Genomic DNA, 21123 nt, shown 5'->3' with positions numbered 1-21123 from the left:
GTAGAAGGAAGGAAGCATGCTGCTGGCGCTGGCGCAATGGCTGCAGGGCGACGCAAGCTTTTTGCGCTTGTTCACGTACCTGACGTTCCGTGCGGTGATGGCTACCATCACCGCGCTCGGGATCGGGCTCGTGTGCGGACCGTGGGTGATCCGCAAGCTGACGCAAATGAAGGTCGGGCAGGCCGTGCGCAAGGATGGCCCGCAGAGCCACCTCGTGAAGTCCGGCACGCCGACGATGGGAGGCGTGCTGATCCTGATCGGCATCGCGGTCGCGACGCTGCTGTGGGGCGACCTGACCAACCGTTTCATCTGGATCGTGATGCTCGTCACGTTCGGTTTCGGCGTGATCGGCTGGGTCGATGACTATCGCAAGGTCGTCTACAAGGACCCGCGCGGGATGTCGTCGCGCGAAAAGTATTTCTGGCAATCGGTGATCGGGCTGTTCGCGGCGGTCTACCTGGCCTTCAGCGTGTCCGAGGCGAGCAACGTGCGCGTGTTCGACCTGTTCATGGCGTGGGTACGCAGCGGCCTGTCGATGGGGCTGCCCGCGCGTGCCGACCTGATGCTGCCGTTCCTGAAGTCGATCAGCTACCCGCTGGGCGTGTGGGGCTTCATCGTGCTGACCTACTTCGTGATCGTCGGCGCGAGCAACGCGGTGAACCTTACCGACGGCCTCGACGGCCTCGTGATCATGCCGGTCGTGCTGGTCGGTGGGTCGCTCGGCGTGTTCGCATACGTGATGGGTAGCTCGGTCTATTCGAAATACCTGTTGTTCCCGCACATTCCGGGCGCGGGCGAACTGCTGATCTTCTGTTCGGCGATGGGCGGGGCAGGGCTCGCGTTCCTCTGGTACAACACGCACCCCGCGCAGGTGTTCATGGGCGACGTCGGCGCGCTGGCGCTCGGCGGCGCGCTCGGCACGGTCGCGGTGATCGTGCGCCAGGAAATCGTGCTGTTCATCATGGGTGGCATCTTCGTCGCGGAAACGCTGTCGGTGATGCTGCAGGTGTCGTGGTTCAAGTACACGAAGAAGCGTTACGGCGAAGGGCGGCGCCTGCTGAAGATGGCGCCGCTGCATCACCATTTCGAATTGTCCGGCTGGAAGGAAACGCAGGTGGTGGTGCGTTTCTGGATCATCACGCTGATGCTGTGCCTGTTCGGTCTGTCCACCCTCAAGTTGCGGTAAAGGAAAGGTAAAAGGATGTCTGGCGAGATGTTTGGAGATCGGCAGCGGCCGATGGTGCTCGTACTGGGGCTCGGGGAATCGGGCCTCGCGATCGCGCGATGGTGCGCGAGGCACGGGTGCCGGCTGCGTATTGCCGATACCCGCGAGGCGCCGCCGAACCTTGCCGCGCTGCAGGCCGAAGGCATCGATACCGAGTTCGTCGGCGGGCCGTTCACGCCCGCGCTGCTCGACGGCGGCGTCGAGATCGTCGGCCTGAGCCCTGGCCTGTCGCCGCTCGAACCGGCGCTCGCCGCGCTGATCGCGGCCGCGAACGAGCGCGCGATCGCGGTGTGGGGCGAGCTCGAATTCTTCGCGCAGGCGCTGCGCGCGCTCGGCACGAGCGGCTACCAGCCGAAGGTGCTCGCGATCACCGGCACCAACGGCAAGACCACGACGACGAACCTCACGGGCCTGCTGTGCCAGCGTTCGGGCAAGAAGGTCGCCGTCGCCGGCAACATCAGCCCGGCGATGCTCGACCGGCTCGCGGGCGCGATCGACGAGACGGCGCTGCCCGACGTATGGGTGCTCGAACTGTCGAGCTTCCAGCTCGAGACGGCGCGCACGTTCGCGCCCGATGCGGCCGCGATTCTCAACATCACGCAGGATCATCTCGACTGGCATGGCAGCTTCGACGCGTATGCCGCGGCGAAGGGCCGGATCTTCGGCGCGACGACGACGCGCGTGCTCAATCGCGACGATGCGGCCGTGATGAAGTTCGCGCCGGCCGCCGGCGCGGCCGATGCGGCGCGCACGGTCACGTTCGGCCTGAACGAACCGACGCAGCAGGGTGACTACGGCCTGTCGCGCGACAACGGCATCGCATGGCTGGTCGAGGCGGTCGACCGTGACGCGCCGGACGAGACGACGAGCCGCCGGCGCAAGCGCGACGGCGCGCATACGCCCGACATCGCGCAAAAGCGCCTAATGCCGGCCGACGCGCTGCGCATTCGCGGGCTGCACAACGCGGCGAACGCGCTGGCCGCGTTCGCGCTCGCGCGTGCGATCGACCTGCCGGCCGCGCCGCTGCTGCACGCGCTGCGCGAATACCGCGGCGAAGCGCATCGCGTCGAAGTGATCGCGACGATCGACGACGTGGACTACGTCGACGACAGCAAGGGAACGAACGTCGGCGCGACGGTGGCCGCGCTCGACGGACTCGCGCAGAAGATCGTGCTGATCGCGGGCGGTGACGGCAAGGGGCAGGATTTCGCGCCGCTCGTCGCGCCCGTCGCGCGGTGGTGCCGCGCGGTGATGCTGATCGGCCGCGATGCGCCGGCGATCCGCGACACGCTCGCCGAGACGGGCGTGCCGCTTGCCGACCACGCGACGCTCGAGGCGGCGGTGCATGCGGCGGCCGACCTCGCGGAGCCGGGCGACGCGGTGCTGCTGTCGCCCGCGTGCGCGAGCCTCGACATGTTCAGGAACTACGCCCACCGCGCTGACGTGTTCCGCGCGGCCGTGGACGAAATCGCCATCGACAAAGGAGCGACGACATGAGCTGGTCCGATCGCCTCGTCTCCCGTTTCAACGACCGGCGCGGCACCGGCGGCAATGCCGCGGGCGGCCGCGTCGCGTCGGCCACGCGCGCCGCGACGGGCGGCCTCGCCAGCGTCGTCAACGGCGTGCGGCCGAGCCGCTCGCGGATGCTGGACTTCGACTACTCGCTGTTGTGGGTCGCGATCGCGTTGCTCGGACTCGGCGTCGTGATGGTGTATTCGGCGTCGATCGCGATGCCCGATTCGCCGAAATACGCGGCGTATCACGATTACGCGTTCCTGATGCGTCACTGCGTGTCGCTCGGCGTCGCGTTCATCGCGGCGGTGATCGCGTTTCGCGTACCGGTGTCGACGTGGGACAAGTACGCGCCGCATCTCTTCCTGATCGCGCTCGTCGGGCTCGTGATCGTGCTGATTCCGCACGTCGGCAAGGGCGTGAACGGCGCGCGCCGCTGGATTCCGCTCGGCATCACGAACATGCAGCCGTCGGAAATCATGAAGCTCGCGGTGACGATCTACGCGGCGAACTACACGGTGCGCAAGCAGGAATACATGCAGAGCTTCGCGAAGGGCTTCCTGCCGATGGCGTTCGCGGTCGGTCTCGTCGGCGCGCTGCTGCTGCTCGAGCCGGACATGGGCGCGTTCATGGTGGTCGCCGCGATCGCGATGGGCGTGCTGTTCCTCGGCGGCGTGAACGGCAAGCTGTTCGGCGGCCTCGTCGCGACGGCGGTCGGCACGTTCACGATGCTCGTGTGGCTGTCGCCGTGGCGTCGCGAGCGGATCTTCGCGTATCTCGATCCGTGGGACGAGCGCTACGCGCAGGGCAAGGCATACCAGCTCACGCACTCGCTGATCGCGTTCGGCCGCGGCGAGTGGTTCGGCGTCGGCCTCGGCGGCAGCGTCGAGAAGCTGAACTACCTGCCTGAAGCGCATACCGACTTCATCCTCGCGGTGATCGGCGAGGAACTCGGCTTCGTCGGCGTACTGGTCGTGATCCTGCTGTTCTACTGGATCGTGCGCCGCGCATTCGAGATCGGCCGTCAGGCGCTCGCGCTCGATCGCACGTTCGCGGGCCTGACCGCGAAGGGCATCGGCATCTGGTTCGGTGCGCAGACGTTCATCAACATGGGCGTGAACCTCGGCCTGCTGCCGACCAAGGGCCTGACACTGCCGCTCGTGAGCTACGGCGGCTCGGGCATTCTGCTGAATTGCGTCGCGCTCGCGGTGCTGCTGCGGGTCGATTACGAAAATCGCGTACTGATGCGGGGAGGGAAGGTATGACCTCCCCGCGTCAGTACGCGATTTCGGCGAAGGCTAACTTCGTGCGCGCAGCGTGCGAAGTCAAGCGTAGCGGCCGTAGCCAAAACATTGATTCATTCTTGCTGATGCGCGGAGGGAAGGTATGACCGCGTCGCGACGCACGCTGATGGTGATGGCAGGCGGCACCGGGGGCCACGTGTTCCCGGGGCTCGCTGTCGCGCACCGGATGGAAGCGGCGGGGTGGCGCGTCGTATGGCTCGGCAATCCGGCCGGGATGGAAGCGACGCTCGTGCCGAAACACGGCATTCCGATGGAATACGTGCGCTTCGGCGGACTGCGCGGCAAGGGTCTGAAGACCAAGCTGACGCTGCCGTTCAACCTGCTGCGCGCGTGCTGGCAGAGCCTCGGCGCATTGCGCCGCGTGCGGCCCGACGTCGTGCTCGGGATGGGCGGCTACATCACGTTCCCGGCGGGCGTGATGGCCGCGCTGTCGGGCCGTCCGCTCGTGCTGCACGAGCAGAATTCGATTGCCGGCCTCGCGAACAAAGTGCTCGCGAAATTCGCGAAGCGCGTGCTCGTCGCGTTCCCCGGCGCGCTGCCGCACGCGGAATGGACCGGCAACCCGATTCGCGCGGAACTTGCGCGCACGGAAACGCCCCAAGCACGCTATGCATCGCGCAGCGGCCCGCTGAACCTGCTGGTGGTCGGCGGCAGCCTGGGCGCGGCCGCACTGAACGAAGTCGTGCCGCGCGCGCTGGCGCTGCTGGCGCCGGGCGAGCGCCCGCGCGTCGTGCACCAGGCCGGCGCGAAGCACATCGACGCGCTGAAGGCGAATTACGAAGCGGCCGGTTTCGCGGGCGGCGACGCCGTGCGGCTCGTGCCGTTCATCGACGACATGGCGAGCGCGTACGCGGCGGCGGATCTCGTGATCTGCCGTTCCGGCGCGATGACGGTGTCGGAGATCGCGGCGGTGGGCGTGGCCGCGCTGTTCGTGCCGTTCCCGTACGCGGTCGACGATCACCAGACGACCAACGCCGCGTTCCTCGCCGATGCGGGCGCGGCGGTGCTGGTGCAACAACGAGACCTGTCGGCGGAATTGCTCGCCGACTGGCTGCGCGGCCAGTCGCGGGCATCGCTCGCGGACATGGCGGAGCGTTCGCGCTCGCTGGCTAAGCCCGAGGCCACCGACGAAGTCGCGCGCATCTGCGCGAAGGTGGCCGGCGCGAACCTGGAAGAAATTAAATGAAACAACCCCTACGCTCACTTCGTTCGCTGTCACCCAAGGGGGCGGTCAGCCTCCTTGGGGCGGCCCGGCGGAGGCTGACATGAAACACATCGTCAAACAGATTCATTTCGTCGGGATCGGCGGCGCGGGCATGAGCGGCATCGCCGAAGTGCTCGTCAACCTCGGCTATGAGGTCAGCGGCTCGGACCTGTCGCGCAACGCGGTGACCGATCGTCTCGCGGCGCTCGGCGCGCGGATCGCGATCGGCCACGACGCGGCGAACATCGCGGGCGCGAACGCGGTCGTCGTGTCGACGGCCGTGCGCTCGGACAATCCCGAAGTACTGGCCGCACGGCACCAGGGCGTGCCGATCGTGCAGCGCGCGGTGATGCTCGCGGAGCTGATGCGCCTGAAGCAGGGGATCGCGATTGCCGGCACGCACGGCAAGACCACGACGACGAGCCTCGTCGCGAGCGTGCTCGCGGCGGGCGGCCTCGATCCGACCTTCGTGATCGGTGGCCGGCTGATCAGCGCCGGCGCGAACGCGCGGCTCGGCACGGGCGACTTCATCGTCGCCGAGGCCGACGAGTCGGACGCGTCGTTCCTGAACCTGTATCCGGTGATCGAAGTCATCACGAACATCGACGCCGACCACATGGACACCTACGGCCACGATTTCGCGCGGCTCAAGCAGGCGTTCATCGAATTCACGCAGCGCCTGCCGTTCTACGGCAGCGCGGTCGTGTGCGTCGACGATCCGAACGTGCGGCAGATCATCCCGTTCATCTCGAAGCCGGTCGTGCGCTACGGCCTGTCGCCGGATGCGCAGGTGCGCGCCGAAGACATCGACGCGCGCGACGGCCGCATGCACTTCACGGTGATCCGCGAAGGCCGTGCGCCGCTCGCGGTGGTGCTGAACCTGCCGGGCCTGCACAACGTGCAGAACGCGCTCGCGGCGATCGCGATCGCGACCGATCTCGGCGTGTCGGACGACGCGATCCAGCAGGCGCTGGCGGAATTCAACGGCGTCGGCCGGCGCTTCCAGCGCTACGGCGAGGTGCCGAGTGCGGACGGCGGCCAGTACACGCTGATCGACGACTACGGCCACCACCCGGTCGAGATGGCCGCGACGGTCGCGGCCGCGCGCGGCGCGTTTCCGGGCCGCCGCCTCGTGCTGGCGTTCCAGCCGCACCGCTACACGCGCACGCGCGACTGTTTCGACGACTTCGTCAACGTGCTGTCGACGGTCGACGCGCTGGTGCTGACGGAAGTCTATGCCGCCGGCGAAGCGGCGATCGCGACGGCCAACGGCGACGCGCTGTCGCGTGCGCTGCGTGCGGTGGGGAAGGTCGACCCGGTATTCGTCGCGACGGTCGACGACGTGCCGGACGCACTGGCGGGGGTCGCGCGGAACGGCGACGTGGTGATCACGATGGGCGCGGGTTCGATCGGCGGCGTGCCGGCGAAGATCGTGCAGAACACGCAACAGAAGGGATGACATGAGCGGGATCGATCCGAAACGTTTCGGCAAGGTGGCAGTGTTGTTCGGCGGCGAATCCGCCGAGCGCGAGGTGTCGCTTACCTCGGGCCGCCTCGTGCTGCAGGGCCTGCGCGACGCGGGCATCGACGCGCATCCGTTCGACCCGGCAGAGCGGCCGCTGTCGGCGCTGAAGGATGAAGGTTTCGTGCGCGCGTTCAACGCGCTGCACGGCGGCTATGGCGAGAACGGCCAGATCCAGGGCGCGCTCGATTTCTACGGGATCCGCTACACGGGCAGCGGCGTGCTCGGCTCGGCGCTCGGCCTCGACAAGTTCCGCACGAAGCTCGTGTGGCAGCAGACGGGCGTGCCGACGCCGCCGTTCGAGACGGTGATGCGCGGCGACGACTACGCGGCGCGCGCGACGGACATCGTCGCGAAGCTCGGTCTGCCGCTGTTCGTGAAGCCGGCGAGCGAAGGCTCGAGCGTCGCGGTGCTGAAGGTCAAGACGGCCGACGCGTTGCCCGCCGCACTGTCGGAAGCCGCGACGCACGACAAGATCGTGATCGTCGAGAAGAGCATCGAAGGCGGCGGCGAATACACCGCGTGCATCGCCGGCGATCTCGATCTCCCGCTGATCAAGATCGTGCCGGCGGGTGAGTTCTACGACTACCACGCGAAATATGTCGCCGACGATACGCAGTACCTGATTCCGTGCGGGCTGCCGGCGCAACAGGAAGCCGAGCTGAAGCGCATCGCGCGTCGCGCGTTCGACGTGCTCGGTTGCACCGACTGGGGGCGGGCGGATTTCATGCTCGACGCCGCCGGCAACGCGTATTTCCTGGAAGTGAACACGGCCCCCGGGATGACCGACCATTCGCTGCCGCCGAAGGCCGCGCGCTCGATCGGCATCGGCTATTCGGAGCTGGTCGTGAAGGTGCTGTCGCTTACGCTCAACGACTGACGCAGGAACGGAACGACGTATGTGGAACAACGTTCGCCAACTCAACCTTGCCGCCAGCGCGCTGTACGCGCTGCTGCTGCTCGTGTTGGCGGCGGCCGGCTGCTACTGGCTGATCCAGCGTCCGACGTTCGCGTTGCGCGAGATCCGGATCGACGGCGACACCGAGCACATCAACTCGCCGACGGTGCGCGCGGGCGTGGTCGGCCGGCTGAAAGGCAACTTCTTCACGGTCGATCTCGACTCGGCGCGTGCCGCGTTCGAGCAGATGCCGTGGGTGCGTCACGCGAGCGTGCGCCGGGTGTGGCCGAATGCGCTGGCTGTCACGCTCGAGGAGTACAACCCGCTCGGGACCTGGGGCAGCGCGCAGCTCGTGAGCGTCGACGGCGAGCTGTTCACCGCGAACCAGGGCGAGCTCGATCAGGAACTGCCGGCCTTCGACGGCCCGGAGGGCAGTGCGAAGGAAGTCGTCACGCGGTATCGCGACTTCGCGAATTGGTTTGCGCCGCTGAAGGCGGCGCCGGAAGAAGTGACGCTGTCGGCGCGCTACGCGTGGACGGTGAAGCTGTCGAACGGCATGCAGGTCGAACTGGGCAAGGAGCGCACCAGCGAGACCCTGCATGACCGGAGCCAGCGCCTCGTCGCCGCGTGGCCGGCTGTCACGGAGCGTTGGGGCAACGACATCGAGTACGCGGACCTGCGTTATCCGAACGGATTCGCGATTCGTGCGGCAGGCATGCGGTTCCTGACCGATACCGACAAGCGCAAGAAGTAACGAGAGATCACACGCAAGAGCACTTTATGAGCAAAGACTACAAGGATCTGCTGGTTTCCCTCGACATCGGCACGTCGAAGGTGGTGGCCATCGTCGCCGAGCTGAAGGGCGAAGGCCATTACGAGGTCATCGGCCTCGGCCAGAGCGAATCGAAAGGTCTGAAGAAGGGCGTGGTGGTCAACATCGAGGCCACCGTGCAGTCGATCCAGCGCGCGCTCGAGGAAGCCGAACTGATGGCCGACTGCAAGATCACCAACGTGTTCACGGGGATTGCCGGCAGCCACATCCGCAGCTTCAACTCGAGCGGGATGGTCGCGATCAAGGACAAGGAAGTCACGCAGACCGACGTCGCGCGCGTGATCGAGACCGCGAAGGCGATCAACATCCCGACCGACCAGCAGGTGCTGCATATCCTCACGCAGGAATTCATCATCGACGGCCAGGAAGACGTGCGCGAGCCGATCGGGATGAGCGGCATCCGCCTCGAGGTGAAGGTGCACATCGTGACGGGCGCGGTCAGCGCCGCGCAGAACATCGTCAAGTGCGTGCGCCGCTGCGGGCTGGAAGTGAACGACCTGATCCTGCAGCCGCTCGCGTCGTCGCTGGCCGTGCTGACGGAAGACGAGAAGGATCTCGGCGTGGTGCTGGTCGACATCGGCGGCGGCACGACCGACATCGCGATCTTCGCCGAAGGCGCGATCCGTCATACCGCGGTGATTCCGATCGCCGGCGACCAGATCACCAGCGACATCGCGATGGCGCTGCGCACGCCGACGCCGGACGCGGAAGACATCAAGGTCGGCTACGGCATTGCCAAGCAGGCGCTCGCCGATCCGGACGAGATGGTCGAAGTGCCGGGCCTCGGCGAACGCGGTCCGCGCACGCTGTCGCGCCAGGCGCTCGCGGCGGTGATCGAGCCGCGCGTCGAGGAACTGTTCTCGCTCGTGCAGCAGGTCGTGCGCGAGTCGGGTTACGAAGAACTGCTGAGCTCCGGCGTGGTCATTACCGGCGGGGCTTCGATGATGCCGGGCATGGTCGAGCTCGGCGAAGACATTTTCCTGAAACCGGTGCGTATCGGCGCGCCGGAATACGCGGGCGGCCTCGCGGACGTAGTGCGCAATCCGCGCTATTCGACGGCGATGGGCTTGCTCGTCGAAGGCAGTGCGCAGCGCATGCGCGGCCGCAAGGTCGCCGTGCAGTCCGGCAACGCGGGGCAGATCTTCTCGCGGATGAAGGAATGGTTCCTGAGCAATTTTTGAGTACCCCACGGCTCGGTACGCCGAGCCTGCCCCCGAGGGGGCCAGGAAAACGCGGGGCGGCCCGACGTTGTCCTGGGGATGAACCGAATCGAAATTCGCGCTGGTGCCGGCGGCTGGCGCGCGACAGGGGGTTGCCCGATCTCCTGCCGAATAACGGCCGAGTAGTCTTATTTTCTTGACGGAGGCAACAATGGAATTCGAAATGCTGGAAACCGAAACCAACGGCACCATCATCAAGGTGGTCGGCGTTGGCGGCGCTGGCGGCAATGCCGTTCAGCACATGATCAACCGCGGCGTGCAGGGCGTCGACTTCATCGTGATGAACACGGACGCTCAGGCGCTGTCGCGTTCGCGCGCATCGTCGGTGATCCAGTTGGGCAACACGGGCCTGGGCGCCGGTGCGAAGCCGGAAATGGGCCGTGCCGCGGCGGAAGAAGCGCGTGAGCGCATCGCCGATGCACTGCGTGGCGCGCACATGGTGTTCATCACGGCCGGCATGGGCGGTGGCACGGGCACGGGCGCGGCGCCGGTGGTCGCGCAGATCGCGAAGGAGATGGGCATCCTGACGGTTGGCGTCGTCAGCAAGCCGTTCGAATTCGAAGGCGGCAAGCGCATGCGCGTCGCGGAAGCAGGCTCGCAGCAACTGGAGGATCACGTCGACTCGCTGATCGTCGTTCTGAACGACAAGCTGTTCGACGTGATGGGCGATGACGCCGAGATGGACAAGTGCTTCCAGTGCGCGGACGACGTGTTGAACAACGCGGTCGCAGGCATTGCCGAAATCATCAATGTCGATGGTCTCGTGAACGTCGACTTCGAAGACGTGAAGACGGTGATGGGCGAGCAGGGCAAGGCGATGATGGGCACGGCGACGGTCGCCGGCGTCGATCGCGCACGCCTCGCGGCGGAACAGGCCGTGGCGAGCCCGCTGCTCGAAGGCGTCGATCTGTCGGGCGCGCGCGGCGTGCTGGTCAACATCACGTCGAGCCGTTCGCTGCGCCTGTCGGAAACGCGCGAAGTGATGAACACGATCAAGAGCTACGCGGCGGAAGATGCGACGGTGATCTTCGGTGCGGTGTACGACGACGCGATGGGCGATGCACTGCGCGTGACGGTCGTGGCGACGGGTCTGGGCCGTGCGGCGAAGAAGCAGCAATCGGCTCCGATGACGCTGCTGCGCACGGGTACCGACAACCAGCCGGTCAGCGCGGTCTCGCACGGTTACGCGCAGCCGCAACACGTCAGCACGGCCGACTACGGCGCGCTCGATACGCCGGCGGTGTGGCGCAACTCGCGCGAAACCGCGGCATCGCACGTGCAGGCGCTGCAGGAGAAGGGTGTCGATACGTACGACATCCCGGCTTTCCTGCGCAAGCAGGCTGACTGACGACGCACACAGGCGAAGCCGCGGCGCAATCGCTGAGATTGCCGCGGTAACGCCGGCGTGACGGATGCCACGGACCACGACAGGCCGCGTCGGATGCGACGCCGGGCCGGGAAACGTGCCCTCTTCGCATGAGCGGAGCGGGATGGGACGTGCTGTCCGCAATACGCTGAAAAACCGTATCGCTATGAGGGACCAGCCATGATTCAAGTGGGCGACGCGCTGCCCGACGCGCAATTGTTCGAGTTCATCGACGACGCGCGCGCAGGCTGCACGCTGGGGCCGAACGCCTTCAGCGTGCGCGACCAGGTGGCGGGAAAGCGGGTGGTGATCTTCGGATTGCCGGGGGCTTTCACGCCGACCTGTTCGGCGCAGCATGTGCCGGGCTATGTCGAGCACGCCGAGCAACTGCGCTCGGCGGGCATCGACGAGCTCTGGTGCGTGTCCGTCAACGACGCATTCGTGATGGGCGCATGGGGACGTGATCTGCACACCGCGGGCAAGGTGCGCATGATGGCGGACGGCAGCGCTGCTTTCACTCATGCGCTGGGGCTGACGCAGGATTTGTCCGCGCGTGGCATGGGAATCCGTTCCCTGCGCTACGCGATGGTGGTCGACGACGGTGTGGTCAAGACGCTGGCTGTCGAAGCGCCGGGCAAGTTCGAAGTAAGCGATGCGGCGAGTGTTCTCGCGACGTTGACGTCCTGATCGTGCGGTGCGCCGTTGCCTGCCGGCAACGCTGCTCACCGCCGTCGGGGCAGTTGTAACACGGGCCGATGACCGGAAACGCCTCCGTTCCGGGCATCGGCCCGTCCCGTATCGACGCGGGTAAACAGTCGAAACAGATTGATACGCAGTTTCAAACAGCGTTGAATAGGGAATTACGCTATAATCCCACCTATCGAATATAACTCCTGATTGATATTCTCAATCAAGTTGAAGAAGACCATGCTGAAGCAGCGCACCATCAAATCGATCGTGAAGACCGTGGGTATCGGTCTGCACTCGGGCCGCAAGGTCGAACTGACGCTCCGTCCGGCCGCGCCGGGCACGGGGATTGTTTTCTCGCGCGTCGACCTGCCCACGCCCGTCGACATTCCGGCATCCGCGATGTCGATCGGCGACACGCGGCTCGCGTCGGTGTTGCAGAAGGATGGCGCGCGCGTATCGACCGTCGAGCACCTGATGTCGGCATGCGCCGGCCTCGGCATCGACAATCTCTATGTCGACGTGACGGCCGAGGAAATCCCGATCATGGACGGCAGCGCCGCGTCCTTCGTGTTCCTGATCCAGTCCGCGGGCATCGAGGAGCAGAACGCGCCGAAGCGCTTCATCAAGGTGACGAAGCCGGTCGAAATCCGTGACGGCGACAAGTTCGCGCGTCTCGAGCCGTATTTCGGCTTCAAGTTGAAGTTCACGATCGACTTCCGTCATCCGGCGGTCGACAAGACCGGCCAGGAGCTCGAGGTCGACTTCGCGAACACGTCATACGTGCGCGAGATCGCGCGCGCGCGCACGTTCGGTTTTGCCCACGAAGTCGAAATGATGCGCGAGCTGGGTCTCGCACGCGGCGGCAGCATGGACAACGCGATCGTGCTCGACGAATACCGGATCCTGAACAACGACGGGCTGCGCTACGACGACGAGTTCGTGAAGCACAAGATGCTCGACGCGATCGGCGACCTGTACGTGGTCGGACATCCGCTGCTGGCGTCGTACACGGCATACAAGTCGGGTCACGGGCTGAACAACGCGCTGCTGCGCGAGCTGCTCGCCCACGAAGACGCATACGAGATCGTCACGTTCGACGATCCGCAAGCCGCACCGAGCGGTTTCGCGTTCGACACGCAGACGGCCTTCGCCTGATCGGCGTCCGTCACGAGCCAATAAAAAAGCGACCTTCGGGTCGCTTTTTTATTGGGCGGCGCGCGGTCGACGGCGCGCTCAGCGCGACGACTTCGCGCCGTGCCGCGCGGCCATCCGCGCGAGCGCGGCCTGCAGCGGCGACGGCTCGAGGTGATCGGCGAGTTCGCGCAACGCGGCGGCGCCGACGGTCGTCATGCGCGCCTGCTTTACGTGCGGCGGCTCCGGCGCGTCCTTCGGACGCACGCGTACGCGCAGCGCCGAAACCGGCCAGCCGCGCTTCTGCAACTCGGCGAGCAGCCGCGGCTCGACCTGCCGCAGCCGGGCAGCGAGCGCATTGTGCGCGGCAAAGAGGGTCAGGGTGCCGTCCTTGATCGAGCCCGGTTCGACATGATTCGCAAGATAGTCGGGCAGGAGCGCGGTGAGGTCGCGCTGCAGCGACGCCACCTGTTCGACGCCGGCGCGCAGCGCGGCGAACGCGTCGGTGCGGTTGAGCACTTCGGACACGGGTTGGGGGCGATACGCGGAGAGCGGGCCGAAACGCTTGGAAAATCGGTTCATCGAGGCATTCTTCGGGCGCGCACGTGCGCGGACGTTGACGCCGATTGTACCCGCGCCGGCCCGCGCACGGGCGGCTTTCGGGCCGTGCGCCTGGTGGCCCGCGCGGGTTCGCCGCGCGGCGCGCGTCCAGCCGGGACACGGGCGCATGCGTCCCCGCGTGCTAAAATTCCTCGTTTGATTCCACTAATTCGCTAAGCCGCCGAGGCTCGGGCGTCGGGGCGCGCAATACGCGCCGGGCGCCGGTGCTGCGACGCAGGATCCGATCCGATGACAACCGGTTTTCTCCAGAAAATTTTTGGCAGCCGCAACCAGCGGCTCGTCAAGCAATATCAAAAGACCGTCGCGACGATCAATGCGCTCGAAACGCAGATCGAGCAGCTGACGGACGACCAGTTGCGCGGCAAGACGGATGAGTTCCGCCAGCGGGTCGCGGCCGGTGAGTCGCTCGACAAGCTGCTGCCCGAGGCGTTCGCGGTCTGCCGGGAGGCGAGCCGCCGCGTGCTGAAGATGCGCCACTTCGACGTGCAGTTGATCGGCGGCATGGTGCTTCACTACGGCAAGATCGCGGAAATGCGCACCGGCGAGGGCAAGACGCTCGTCGCAACGCTGCCCGTGTACCTGAATGCGCTGGCTGGCCGCGGCGTGCACGTCGTGACGGTCAACGACTACCTCGCACAGCGCGACGCCGAATGGATGGCGCGTCTCTACAACTTCCTCGGTCTGTCGGTCGGCATCAACCTGTCCGGCATGGAGCACGAGCAGAAGCAGCAGGCCTACGCGTCGGACATCACCTACGGTACGAACAACGAGTTCGGCTTCGACTACCTGCGCGACAACATGGTCTACGAGACCGAAGCGCGCGTGCAGCGGGCACTGAACTTCGCGGTCGTCGACGAAGTGGACTCGATCCTGATCGACGAGGCACGTACGCCGCTGATCATCTCGGGCCAGGCGGAAGATCACACCGAACTGTACGTGCGGATGAACGCGCTGCCGCCGCTGCTCGAGCGCCAGATCGGCGAGGAGAAGGCCGACGGCACGGGCGTCGAGAAGCCGGGCGACTACACGCTGGACGAAAAATCGCGCCAGGTGTTCCTGACGGAGTCGGGCCACGAGAAGGCCGAGCGACTGCTCGCCGAGTGGGGCCTGATCGGTGAGGGCGAGAGCCTGTACGCGCCGCAGAACATCACGCTGATGCACCACGTGTACGCCGCGCTGCGCGCGCACACGCTGTTCTACAAGGACCAGCACTACGTCGTGCAGAACGGCGAAGTGGTGATCGTCGACGAATTCACGGGCCGCCTGATGGCGGGCCGCCGCTGGTCCGACGGCCTGCACCAGGCGGTCGAGGCGAAGGAACACGTGAAGATCCAGAGCGAGAACCAGACGCTCGCATCGATCACGTTCCAGAACTACTTCCGGATGTACGCGAAGCTCGCGGGCATGACGGGTACGGCGGACACCGAAGCGTACGAATTCAACGAGATCTACGGCCTCGAGACGGTCGTGATCCCGACCAACCGGCCGCCGAAGCGGATCGACAAGCAGGACCAGATCTACAAGACCGCCAAGGAGCGCTACGACGCGGTGATCCGCGACATTCGCGAGTGCTACGAGCGCGGTCAGCCGGTGCTGGTCGGCACGACATCGATCGAGAACTCGGAACTGCTGTCGCACCTGCTGAAGCAGGCCGGGCTGCCGCACGAAGTGCTGAACGCGAAGCAGCACGAACGTGAAGCCGCGATCGTCGCGGAAGCCGGCCGTCCGAAACGCATCACGATCGCGACCAACATGGCCGGCCGTGGTACCGACATCGTGCTCGGCGGCAACGCCGAGAAGCAGGCGGCGTTCATCGAAGCCGACGAAGCGATTCCGGCCGACGAAAAGGCGCGCCGCATCAAGCAACTGCACGACGAGTGGGAGACGCTGCACGAGCAGGTGAAGGCCGCAGGCGGCCTGCACATCATCGGCACCGAGCGCCACGAATCGCGCCGGATCGACAACCAGCTGCGCGGCCGTGCGGGCCGCCAGGGCGACCCGGGTTCGTCGCGCTTCTATCTGTCGCTGGACGATCCGCTGCTGCGCATCTTCGCGGGCGACCGCGTGCGTTCGATCATGGATCGTCTGAAGATGCCCGAAGGCGAGGCGATCGAGGCCGGCATCGTCACGCGTTCGATCGAATCCGCGCAGCGCAAGGTCGAAGCACGCAACTTCGACATCCGCAAGCAGCTGCTCGAATACGACGACGTGTCGAACGACCAGCGCAAGGTGATCTATCAGCAGCGCAATGAACTGCTCGAAGCCCACGACATCACCGAGACGATCTCGGCGATGCGTCACGGCGTGGTCACTGAAGTCGTCCGCCAGTTCGTGCCGGAAGGCAGCATCGAGGAACAGTGGGACGTGCCCGAACTCGAGGAAGCGCTGCGCAACGACTGGCAGCTCGACCTCGCGATCCAGGAAATGGTGAACGAGTCATCGTCGATCACGGCCGACGAGATTCTCGACGCCGTGACGACCGCCGCCGACGAGCAGTACGAGGCGAAGGTCGCGATGGTCGGCCGCGAATCGTTCAGCGCGTTCGAGCGTTCGGTGATGCTGCAGACGGTCGACCGCCTCTGGCGCGAGCACCTCGCTGCGCTCGACCACCTGCGCCAGGGCATCCACCTGCGCGGCTATGCGCAGAAGAACCCGAAGCAGGAATACAAGCGCGAAGCGTTCGAGCTGTTCGCCGCGATGCTCGATGCGATCAAGCAGGAAGTCACGCGCATCGTGATGAACGTGCAGATCCAGTCGCCCGAGCAGCTCGAGGAAGCCGCCGAGCAGATCGAGGAGCGCAGCGGTCATCTCGAGAACGTCGAGTACCAGCATGCCGACTACGCGGAATCCGGCGCGCCGGTGGCGAACGTCGCGGCCGCCACGGCGGCCACCGCGACGGCCGACATGGTCGGCAGCGCGATGACCCACAGCGGCCCCGGCGGCGAGATGCCGAAGGTCGGCCGCAACGACCCGTGCCCGTGCGGCAGCGGCAAGAAGTACAAGCAATGTCACGGGAAGCTGTCATGATCGGCGGCGGCGCGCATCGGCGTGCCGCTTCATCCGCAGCTTCGAGTCAGTGAAGTGAGTTGCGGCGGCCCGCTCGTGCGGCCGTCGGTTCTTCCAATCAATGCCGGCGCGTGCCGGCATTTTCCATCCGGCAGGTGTGCCCCATGGCTGTCAATTTTCCGTCGATCGATCCCGCCCAACTGCATCCCGTCGCCGGCGTCACGCTTGGCTGGGCGGAAGCGAACATCCGCAAGCCGAATCGCAAGGACGTGCTGGTCATCTCCGTCGAGGAAGGGGCGACGGTCGCCGGCGTATTCACCGAGAACCGCTTCTGCGCCGCACCCGTGATCGTGTGCCGCGAGCACCTGGCCAATGTGCGTGCGGGCGGCGCGGGCATCCGTGCGCTCGTCGTGAATACGGGCAATGCGAATGCGGGCACCGGCGAGCCGGGCCTCGCGAACACGCGTGAGACCTGCACGGAACTCGCGCGCCTCGCGGGCATCGACGCCGCACAGGTGCTGCCGTTCTCGACCGGCGTGATTCTCGAGCCGCTGCCGATCGACCGCCTGAAGGCAGGGCTGCCGGCCGCGCTCGCGAACCGCAAGGCCGCGAACTGGTACGACGCCGCGCAGACGATCATGACGACCGACACGCTGCCGAAGGCCACGTCGCGCCAGGTGACGATCGACGGTCACACGGTCACGCTGACGGGCATCAGCAAGGGCGCGGGCATGATCAAGCCGAACATGGCGACGATGCTCGGCTTCCTGGCGTTCGATGCGAACGTCGCGCAGCCGGTGCTCGACACGCTCGTGAAGGACGTGGCCGATCGCTCGTTCAACTGCATCACGATCGACGGCGACACGTCGACGAACGACTCGTTCATCCTGATCGCATCGGGCAAGAGCACGCTGCCCGCGATCACGTCGACCGACTCGCCGGCCTATGCGGCGCTGCGCGAAGCGGTCACGCAGGTCGCCCAGGTGCTGTCGCAGCTGATCGTGCGCGACGGCGAAGGCGCGACGAAATTCATGACGGTGCAGGTCGAAGGCGGCAAGAGTGTCGCCGAGTGCCGCCAGATTGCCTACGCGATCGGTCATTCGCCGCTGGTGAAGACGGCCTTCTACGCATCCGACCCCAACCTCGGCCGGATTCTCGCGGCGATCGGCTATGCGGGCGTCACGGATCTCGACGTCGGCAAGATCGATCTCTATCTCGACGACGTGCTCGTCGCGAAGGCCGGCGGCCGCAACCTGGCTTACCAGGAAGAGGACGGCCAGCGCGTGATGAAGCAGAGCGAAATCACGATCCGCGTGCTGCTCGGCCGCGGCGACGCGCAGGCTACCGTCTGGACGTGCGACCTGTCGCACGATTACGTGAGCATCAACGCGGATTACCGCTCCTGATCGGGAGCGCTCGGACGACATGGACAAGCTCGAACAGTTTCTGACGCGTGCCGAAGCGCTGCTCGGCCGCCTCGAGGGGATGCTGCCGCCCGCAGCGGCGGCTGTCGACTGGAATGCCGCCACCGCGTTCCGCTGGCGCAAGCGCCAGGGGCGCGGCTATCTGCAGCCGGTGCCGGCCGCGTCGTCGATCACGCTCGACGATCTGCACAACATCGATCGGCAGAAAGGGCTGATCGAACAGAACACGCGACAGTTCGTGCGGTGCAAGCCGGCGAACAACGTGCTGCTGACCGGTGCGCGCGGCACCGGCAAGTCGTCGCTGATCAAGGCGTGCCTGAACGCCTATGCGAAGGACGGGCTGCGCCTGATCGAAGTCGACAAGGACGACCTGCACGATCTCGGCGACATCGTCGAGCTGATCGCGCAGCGTCCGGAGCGGTTCATCGTGTTCTGCGACGATCTGTCGTTCGAGGAAGGCGAATCGGGCTACAAGGCGCTGAAGGTCGCGCTCGACGGCTCGATCGCCGCGCAGTCCGACAACGTGCTGATCTACGCGACGTCGAACCGCCGCCATCTGCTGCCCGAGTACATGAGCGACAACGAGTCGTACAAGCATCTGCCGGACGGCGAGATCCACCCCGGTGAAGTCGTCGAGGAAAAGATTTCGCTGTCGGAGCGCTTCGGCCTGTGGGTCAGCTTCTACCCGTTCAAGCAGGACGACTATCTCGACATCGTCGCGCACTGGCTGCGCCATTTCGGTTGCCCGGACGGCGAGATCGAGACGGCGCGCGGCGACGCGCTCGTCTGGGCGCTCGAGCGCGGTTCGCGCTCGGGGCGCGTCGCGTGGCAGTTCGCGCGCGATTGGTCGGGTCGCAAGGAGCAGGTATGAGCACGGATTCCGCAGTGGGCGCCGTGCGCGCGCCCGACGGCCGCAAGGTGACGGAAGTCGCGGTCGGCGTGATGGTACAACCCGGCGACCCGGTCGGCCGCTGCCGTTACCTGCTTGCGCAGCGGCTGCAGGGCAAGCCGTACGAAGGCTACTGGGAGTTCCCGGGCGGCAAGCTGGAAGCCGGCGAGAGCGTCGAGGACGCGCTGGCGCGCGAGCTGCACGAGGAACTCGGCATCGTCGTCACCGCCAGCCATCGCTGGCATACGCTCGAGCACGACTATCCGCACGCGTACGTGCGGCTCTATTTCTGCAAGGTGACGGGCTGGACGGGAGAGCCGCACAGCAAGGAAGGCCAGGCGTTTGTGTGGCAGGAACTGCCGGTCGACGTCGCGCCGCTGCTGCCGGCGGCGCTGCCGGTGCTGGAATTGCTCGAGAAGGAAGCGGCGTCGCAATGACGCCGCGGCGGCTCGCCTGAAAAGCGGGCCGTATCCGCCTGCGGAGTACCGCGCGCCGCTCAGCTGTCGCGACGGCCGTCGGTGCCGTCTTCTTCCTCGGACGACGGACCTTCGTCCGAGGATCCGCCGATCCGGTACTTTTCCGCGGCCCATGCGCCGAGGTCGAGCTGCTTGCAACGGGCCGAACAGAACGGGCGGAACTTGTTTTCAGGTGTCCAGCGCACTTCTGCGCCGCACGAAGGACATTTCACAACGGTAGTCATACGAAAGCGTCGAACCGGCGCGGGGCCGTTACAGATTGCAGAGTGTCAGATGGAACGGCACGTCGATGTCCACCGCGCGCGGCCGCACGTCGCCGTCCTGCATGGTGAACCGTACCCACAGCATGTATTTGTTGGCGCTCGCTTCGGGAATCACGCGCAGTTCCGGCGGCACGCGCACCTGCATCAGCTGGTAGCTGCGCCCCGACAGCATCTGCTGGTAGCTGCCCTGCATCGCCATCACCTTCGACGCCTGACCCGATTCGCGAGCGAGCCGCAGCACGATTGCCGCCGCGTCGCGCAGCGGCAGCAGCGGCATGATCCATTTCGCGATGTCGTGGCGCCGCTGTTCCGCGGGCCATTGCTGCCACGCGTAGTACGACGGTAGATCGAACTTGCACGTGCCGCCGGGAATTACCGCGCGGCTGCGGATGCTGGCGAGCCACTCGTTGTCGACCAGATGCTGCCCGGTCTTGCCCTGCATCTGCGCAAGATTGGCGAGCGTCTGCTCGATTTCACCGAGCACGGCTTCGAGCGCATTCTGTTCGATGCCCGGATTGCCGCGAAAGGGAGCGAGCGTCTGGCGTTGACGTTCGAGTTCCTTCATCAGATCCGATTTCAGGTCCGCGCGGCCCGTGACCTCGGCGATTTCGAACAGCGTCGTCAGCGCGACGTGATGTTCACGCGGGTCCTCCTGAGCCAAAAAGAACGCGAAGCGCTCGAACAAGTCTTCGAGGCGCAACAGCGTGCGAATTCGCTCGTTGAACGGATACTCGTAAAGAATCAAGCGCGCTCGCCTCTCGGGGTAGGGATTGAAACAATGCAGGACATTCTAATGCTCACTGTCTACCCTAGCAACGCGCCAATTTCGTACACCATCACGATCGCGTGCGGCGGTCAGTGCGCGGCGGCCGCGAATCCAAGATAGCGTTGGTGCAGTGCATCGACCTGCGCGGCAAGCATATCGGGCGCCGTCGCATCGTTGACGATCACGTCGTCGGCCGCCGCGAGACGCGCTTCACGCGTCGCCTGTCTTGCGATGATCGCTTCGACCTGTTCGCGCGTGAAACCATTGCGCCGCATCACACGTGCGATCTGTGTTTCGACCGGACAGTCGACGACCAGCACACGATCGCTGCGCGCCTTCCAGTTACCTGACTCCACGAGCAGCGGTACGACGAACATCACGTACGGGCCCCGCGCTTCACGGGCCTCGCGATCGGTCTCCGCGCGGATCAGCGGATGCGTGATCGCTTCGAGGCGCCGGCGTGCGTCGTCGTCGCTGAAAATCAGTGCGCGCATCTTCGCGCGATCGAGCGAGCCGTCGGCCGCGACGAAGTCCGGTCCGAATGCGTGTTCGATCGCCGGCATCGCGAGACCGGCGGGTGCGGTGATGCGGTGCGCGATCAGGTCGGTATCGACGAGCGATGCGCCGCGTGCGGCGAACATGTCGGCGACGGTCGTCTTGCCGCTGCCGATGCCGCCGGTGAGTCCTATTGCAAACATGTGAGCCTCCGCCGGGCCGCCACGAGGAAACGAGTCTCCTCCCCGCGACGCAGCGAACAAGGCGGACGGTGGCGGT

Annotated in this window: 19 protein-coding genes; 15 read left to right on the top strand and 4 right to left on the bottom strand. The window is 66.1% G+C overall.

What is annotated here, in order from left to right; translation table 11 throughout:
• Positions 1-16: 16 nt before the first annotated feature.
• From mraY to lpxC, 11 genes are all read left to right on the top strand, one after another.
• Positions 17-1186, top strand: coding sequence for a phospho-N-acetylmuramoyl-pentapeptide-transferase (gene mraY, locus ACVK00_RS20745; RefSeq protein ID WP_228906741.1), 1170 nt, complete (start codon positions 17-19; stop codon positions 1184-1186).
• Between the two features lie 27 nt (positions 1187-1213).
• Positions 1214-2722, top strand: a complete 1509-nt coding sequence (gene murD, locus ACVK00_RS20740) for a UDP-N-acetylmuramoyl-L-alanine--D-glutamate ligase (protein WP_284895107.1) — start codon at positions 1214-1216, stop codon at positions 2720-2722.
• Positions 2719-4002, top strand: a complete 1284-nt coding sequence (ftsW, locus tag ACVK00_RS20735) for a putative lipid II flippase FtsW (RefSeq protein WP_006752441.1) — start codon at positions 2719-2721, stop codon at positions 4000-4002. The genes murD and ftsW overlap by 4 nt, the downstream gene beginning before the upstream one ends.
• A 121-nt stretch (positions 4003-4123) precedes the next feature.
• Positions 4124-5227: an undecaprenyldiphospho-muramoylpentapeptide beta-N-acetylglucosaminyltransferase gene (gene murG, locus ACVK00_RS20730; RefSeq protein ID WP_166722698.1), complete on the top strand. Its 1104-nt coding sequence runs from the start codon at positions 4124-4126 to the stop codon at positions 5225-5227.
• A gap of 79 nt (positions 5228-5306) precedes the next feature.
• Positions 5307-6704 (top strand): UDP-N-acetylmuramate--L-alanine ligase, encoded by a 1398-nt coding sequence (gene murC, locus ACVK00_RS20725; RefSeq protein WP_284895106.1) that lies wholly within the window; start codon positions 5307-5309, stop codon positions 6702-6704.
• Between the two features lies 1 nt (position 6705).
• Entirely contained in the window at positions 6706-7647 is a 942-nt protein-coding gene (locus ACVK00_RS20720; RefSeq protein ID WP_166722700.1) for a D-alanine--D-alanine ligase, read from the top strand.
• Between the two features lie 19 nt (positions 7648-7666).
• Entirely contained in the window at positions 7667-8419 is a 753-nt protein-coding gene (locus ACVK00_RS20715) for a cell division protein FtsQ/DivIB (protein WP_354122913.1), read from the top strand.
• 26 nt (positions 8420-8445) lie between these two features.
• Entirely contained in the window at positions 8446-9678 is a 1233-nt protein-coding gene (gene ftsA, locus ACVK00_RS20710) for a cell division protein FtsA (protein ID WP_006752447.1), read from the top strand.
• Between the two features lie 190 nt (positions 9679-9868).
• Positions 9869-11065 carry a cell division protein FtsZ gene (gene ftsZ / locus ACVK00_RS20705; RefSeq protein ID WP_006752448.1) on the top strand — a complete coding sequence of 399 codons (1197 nt, stop codon included), beginning with the start codon at positions 9869-9871 and terminating at the stop codon, positions 11063-11065.
• Between the two features lie 198 nt (positions 11066-11263).
• The gene (locus tag ACVK00_RS20700) at positions 11264-11770 is read left to right on the top strand and encodes a peroxiredoxin (RefSeq protein ID WP_011655895.1); all 507 of its coding nucleotides are present in this window, start codon (positions 11264-11266) and stop codon (positions 11768-11770) included.
• 240 nt (positions 11771-12010) lie between these two features.
• Positions 12011-12928, top strand: coding sequence for a UDP-3-O-acyl-N-acetylglucosamine deacetylase (gene lpxC / locus ACVK00_RS20695; RefSeq protein WP_166722702.1), 918 nt, complete (start codon positions 12011-12013; stop codon positions 12926-12928).
• Positions 12929-13006: 78 nt separating this feature from the next.
• On the opposite strand, the gene ACVK00_RS20690 is transcribed toward lpxC, so the two are convergent.
• Positions 13007-13486 carry a DUF721 domain-containing protein gene (locus tag ACVK00_RS20690; RefSeq protein ID WP_006756825.1) on the bottom strand — a complete coding sequence of 160 codons (480 nt, stop codon included), beginning with the start codon at positions 13484-13486 and terminating at the stop codon, positions 13007-13009.
• A gap of 267 nt (positions 13487-13753) precedes the next feature.
• Here ACVK00_RS20690 and secA point away from each other — a divergent pair, with 267 nt between their 5' ends.
• From secA to ACVK00_RS20670, 4 genes are all read left to right on the top strand, one after another.
• Positions 13754-16552, top strand: coding sequence for a preprotein translocase subunit SecA (gene secA / locus ACVK00_RS20685; protein WP_284895100.1), 2799 nt, complete (start codon positions 13754-13756; stop codon positions 16550-16552).
• 143 nt (positions 16553-16695) lie between these two features.
• Complete coding sequence (gene argJ, locus ACVK00_RS20680) at positions 16696-17937, top strand: bifunctional glutamate N-acetyltransferase/amino-acid acetyltransferase ArgJ (protein WP_284895098.1); 1242 nt, start codon at positions 16696-16698, stop codon at positions 17935-17937.
• Between the two features lie 19 nt (positions 17938-17956).
• Complete coding sequence (locus ACVK00_RS20675) at positions 17957-18826, top strand: ATP-binding protein (protein WP_284895096.1); 870 nt, start codon at positions 17957-17959, stop codon at positions 18824-18826.
• Positions 18823-19281, top strand: a complete 459-nt coding sequence (locus tag ACVK00_RS20670; protein ID WP_284895094.1) for an NUDIX domain-containing protein — start codon at positions 18823-18825, stop codon at positions 19279-19281. Before ACVK00_RS20675 ends, ACVK00_RS20670 begins: the two co-directional genes overlap by 4 nt.
• 59 nt (positions 19282-19340) lie before the next feature.
• Here ACVK00_RS20670 and ACVK00_RS20665 read toward each other — a convergent pair whose 3' ends face one another.
• The 3 genes from ACVK00_RS20665 to coaE form a co-directional block, all read right to left on the bottom strand.
• On the bottom strand, positions 19341-19544 hold the full coding sequence (locus ACVK00_RS20665) for a DNA gyrase inhibitor YacG (RefSeq protein ID WP_006754989.1): 204 nt from the start codon (positions 19542-19544) through the stop codon (positions 19341-19343).
• 28 nt (positions 19545-19572) lie between these two features.
• Entirely contained in the window at positions 19573-20328 is a 756-nt protein-coding gene (zapD, locus tag ACVK00_RS20660; protein ID WP_165750835.1) for a cell division protein ZapD, read from the bottom strand.
• Between the two features lie 110 nt (positions 20329-20438).
• Positions 20439-21047, bottom strand: a complete 609-nt coding sequence (gene coaE, locus ACVK00_RS20655; RefSeq protein WP_284895090.1) for a dephospho-CoA kinase — start codon at positions 21045-21047, stop codon at positions 20439-20441.
• Positions 21048-21123 lie beyond the last annotated feature (76 nt).

This window comes from Burkholderia sp. PvR073 (assembly GCF_054055695.1).
This window is presented reverse-complemented; position numbering and strand designations above follow the sequence as displayed.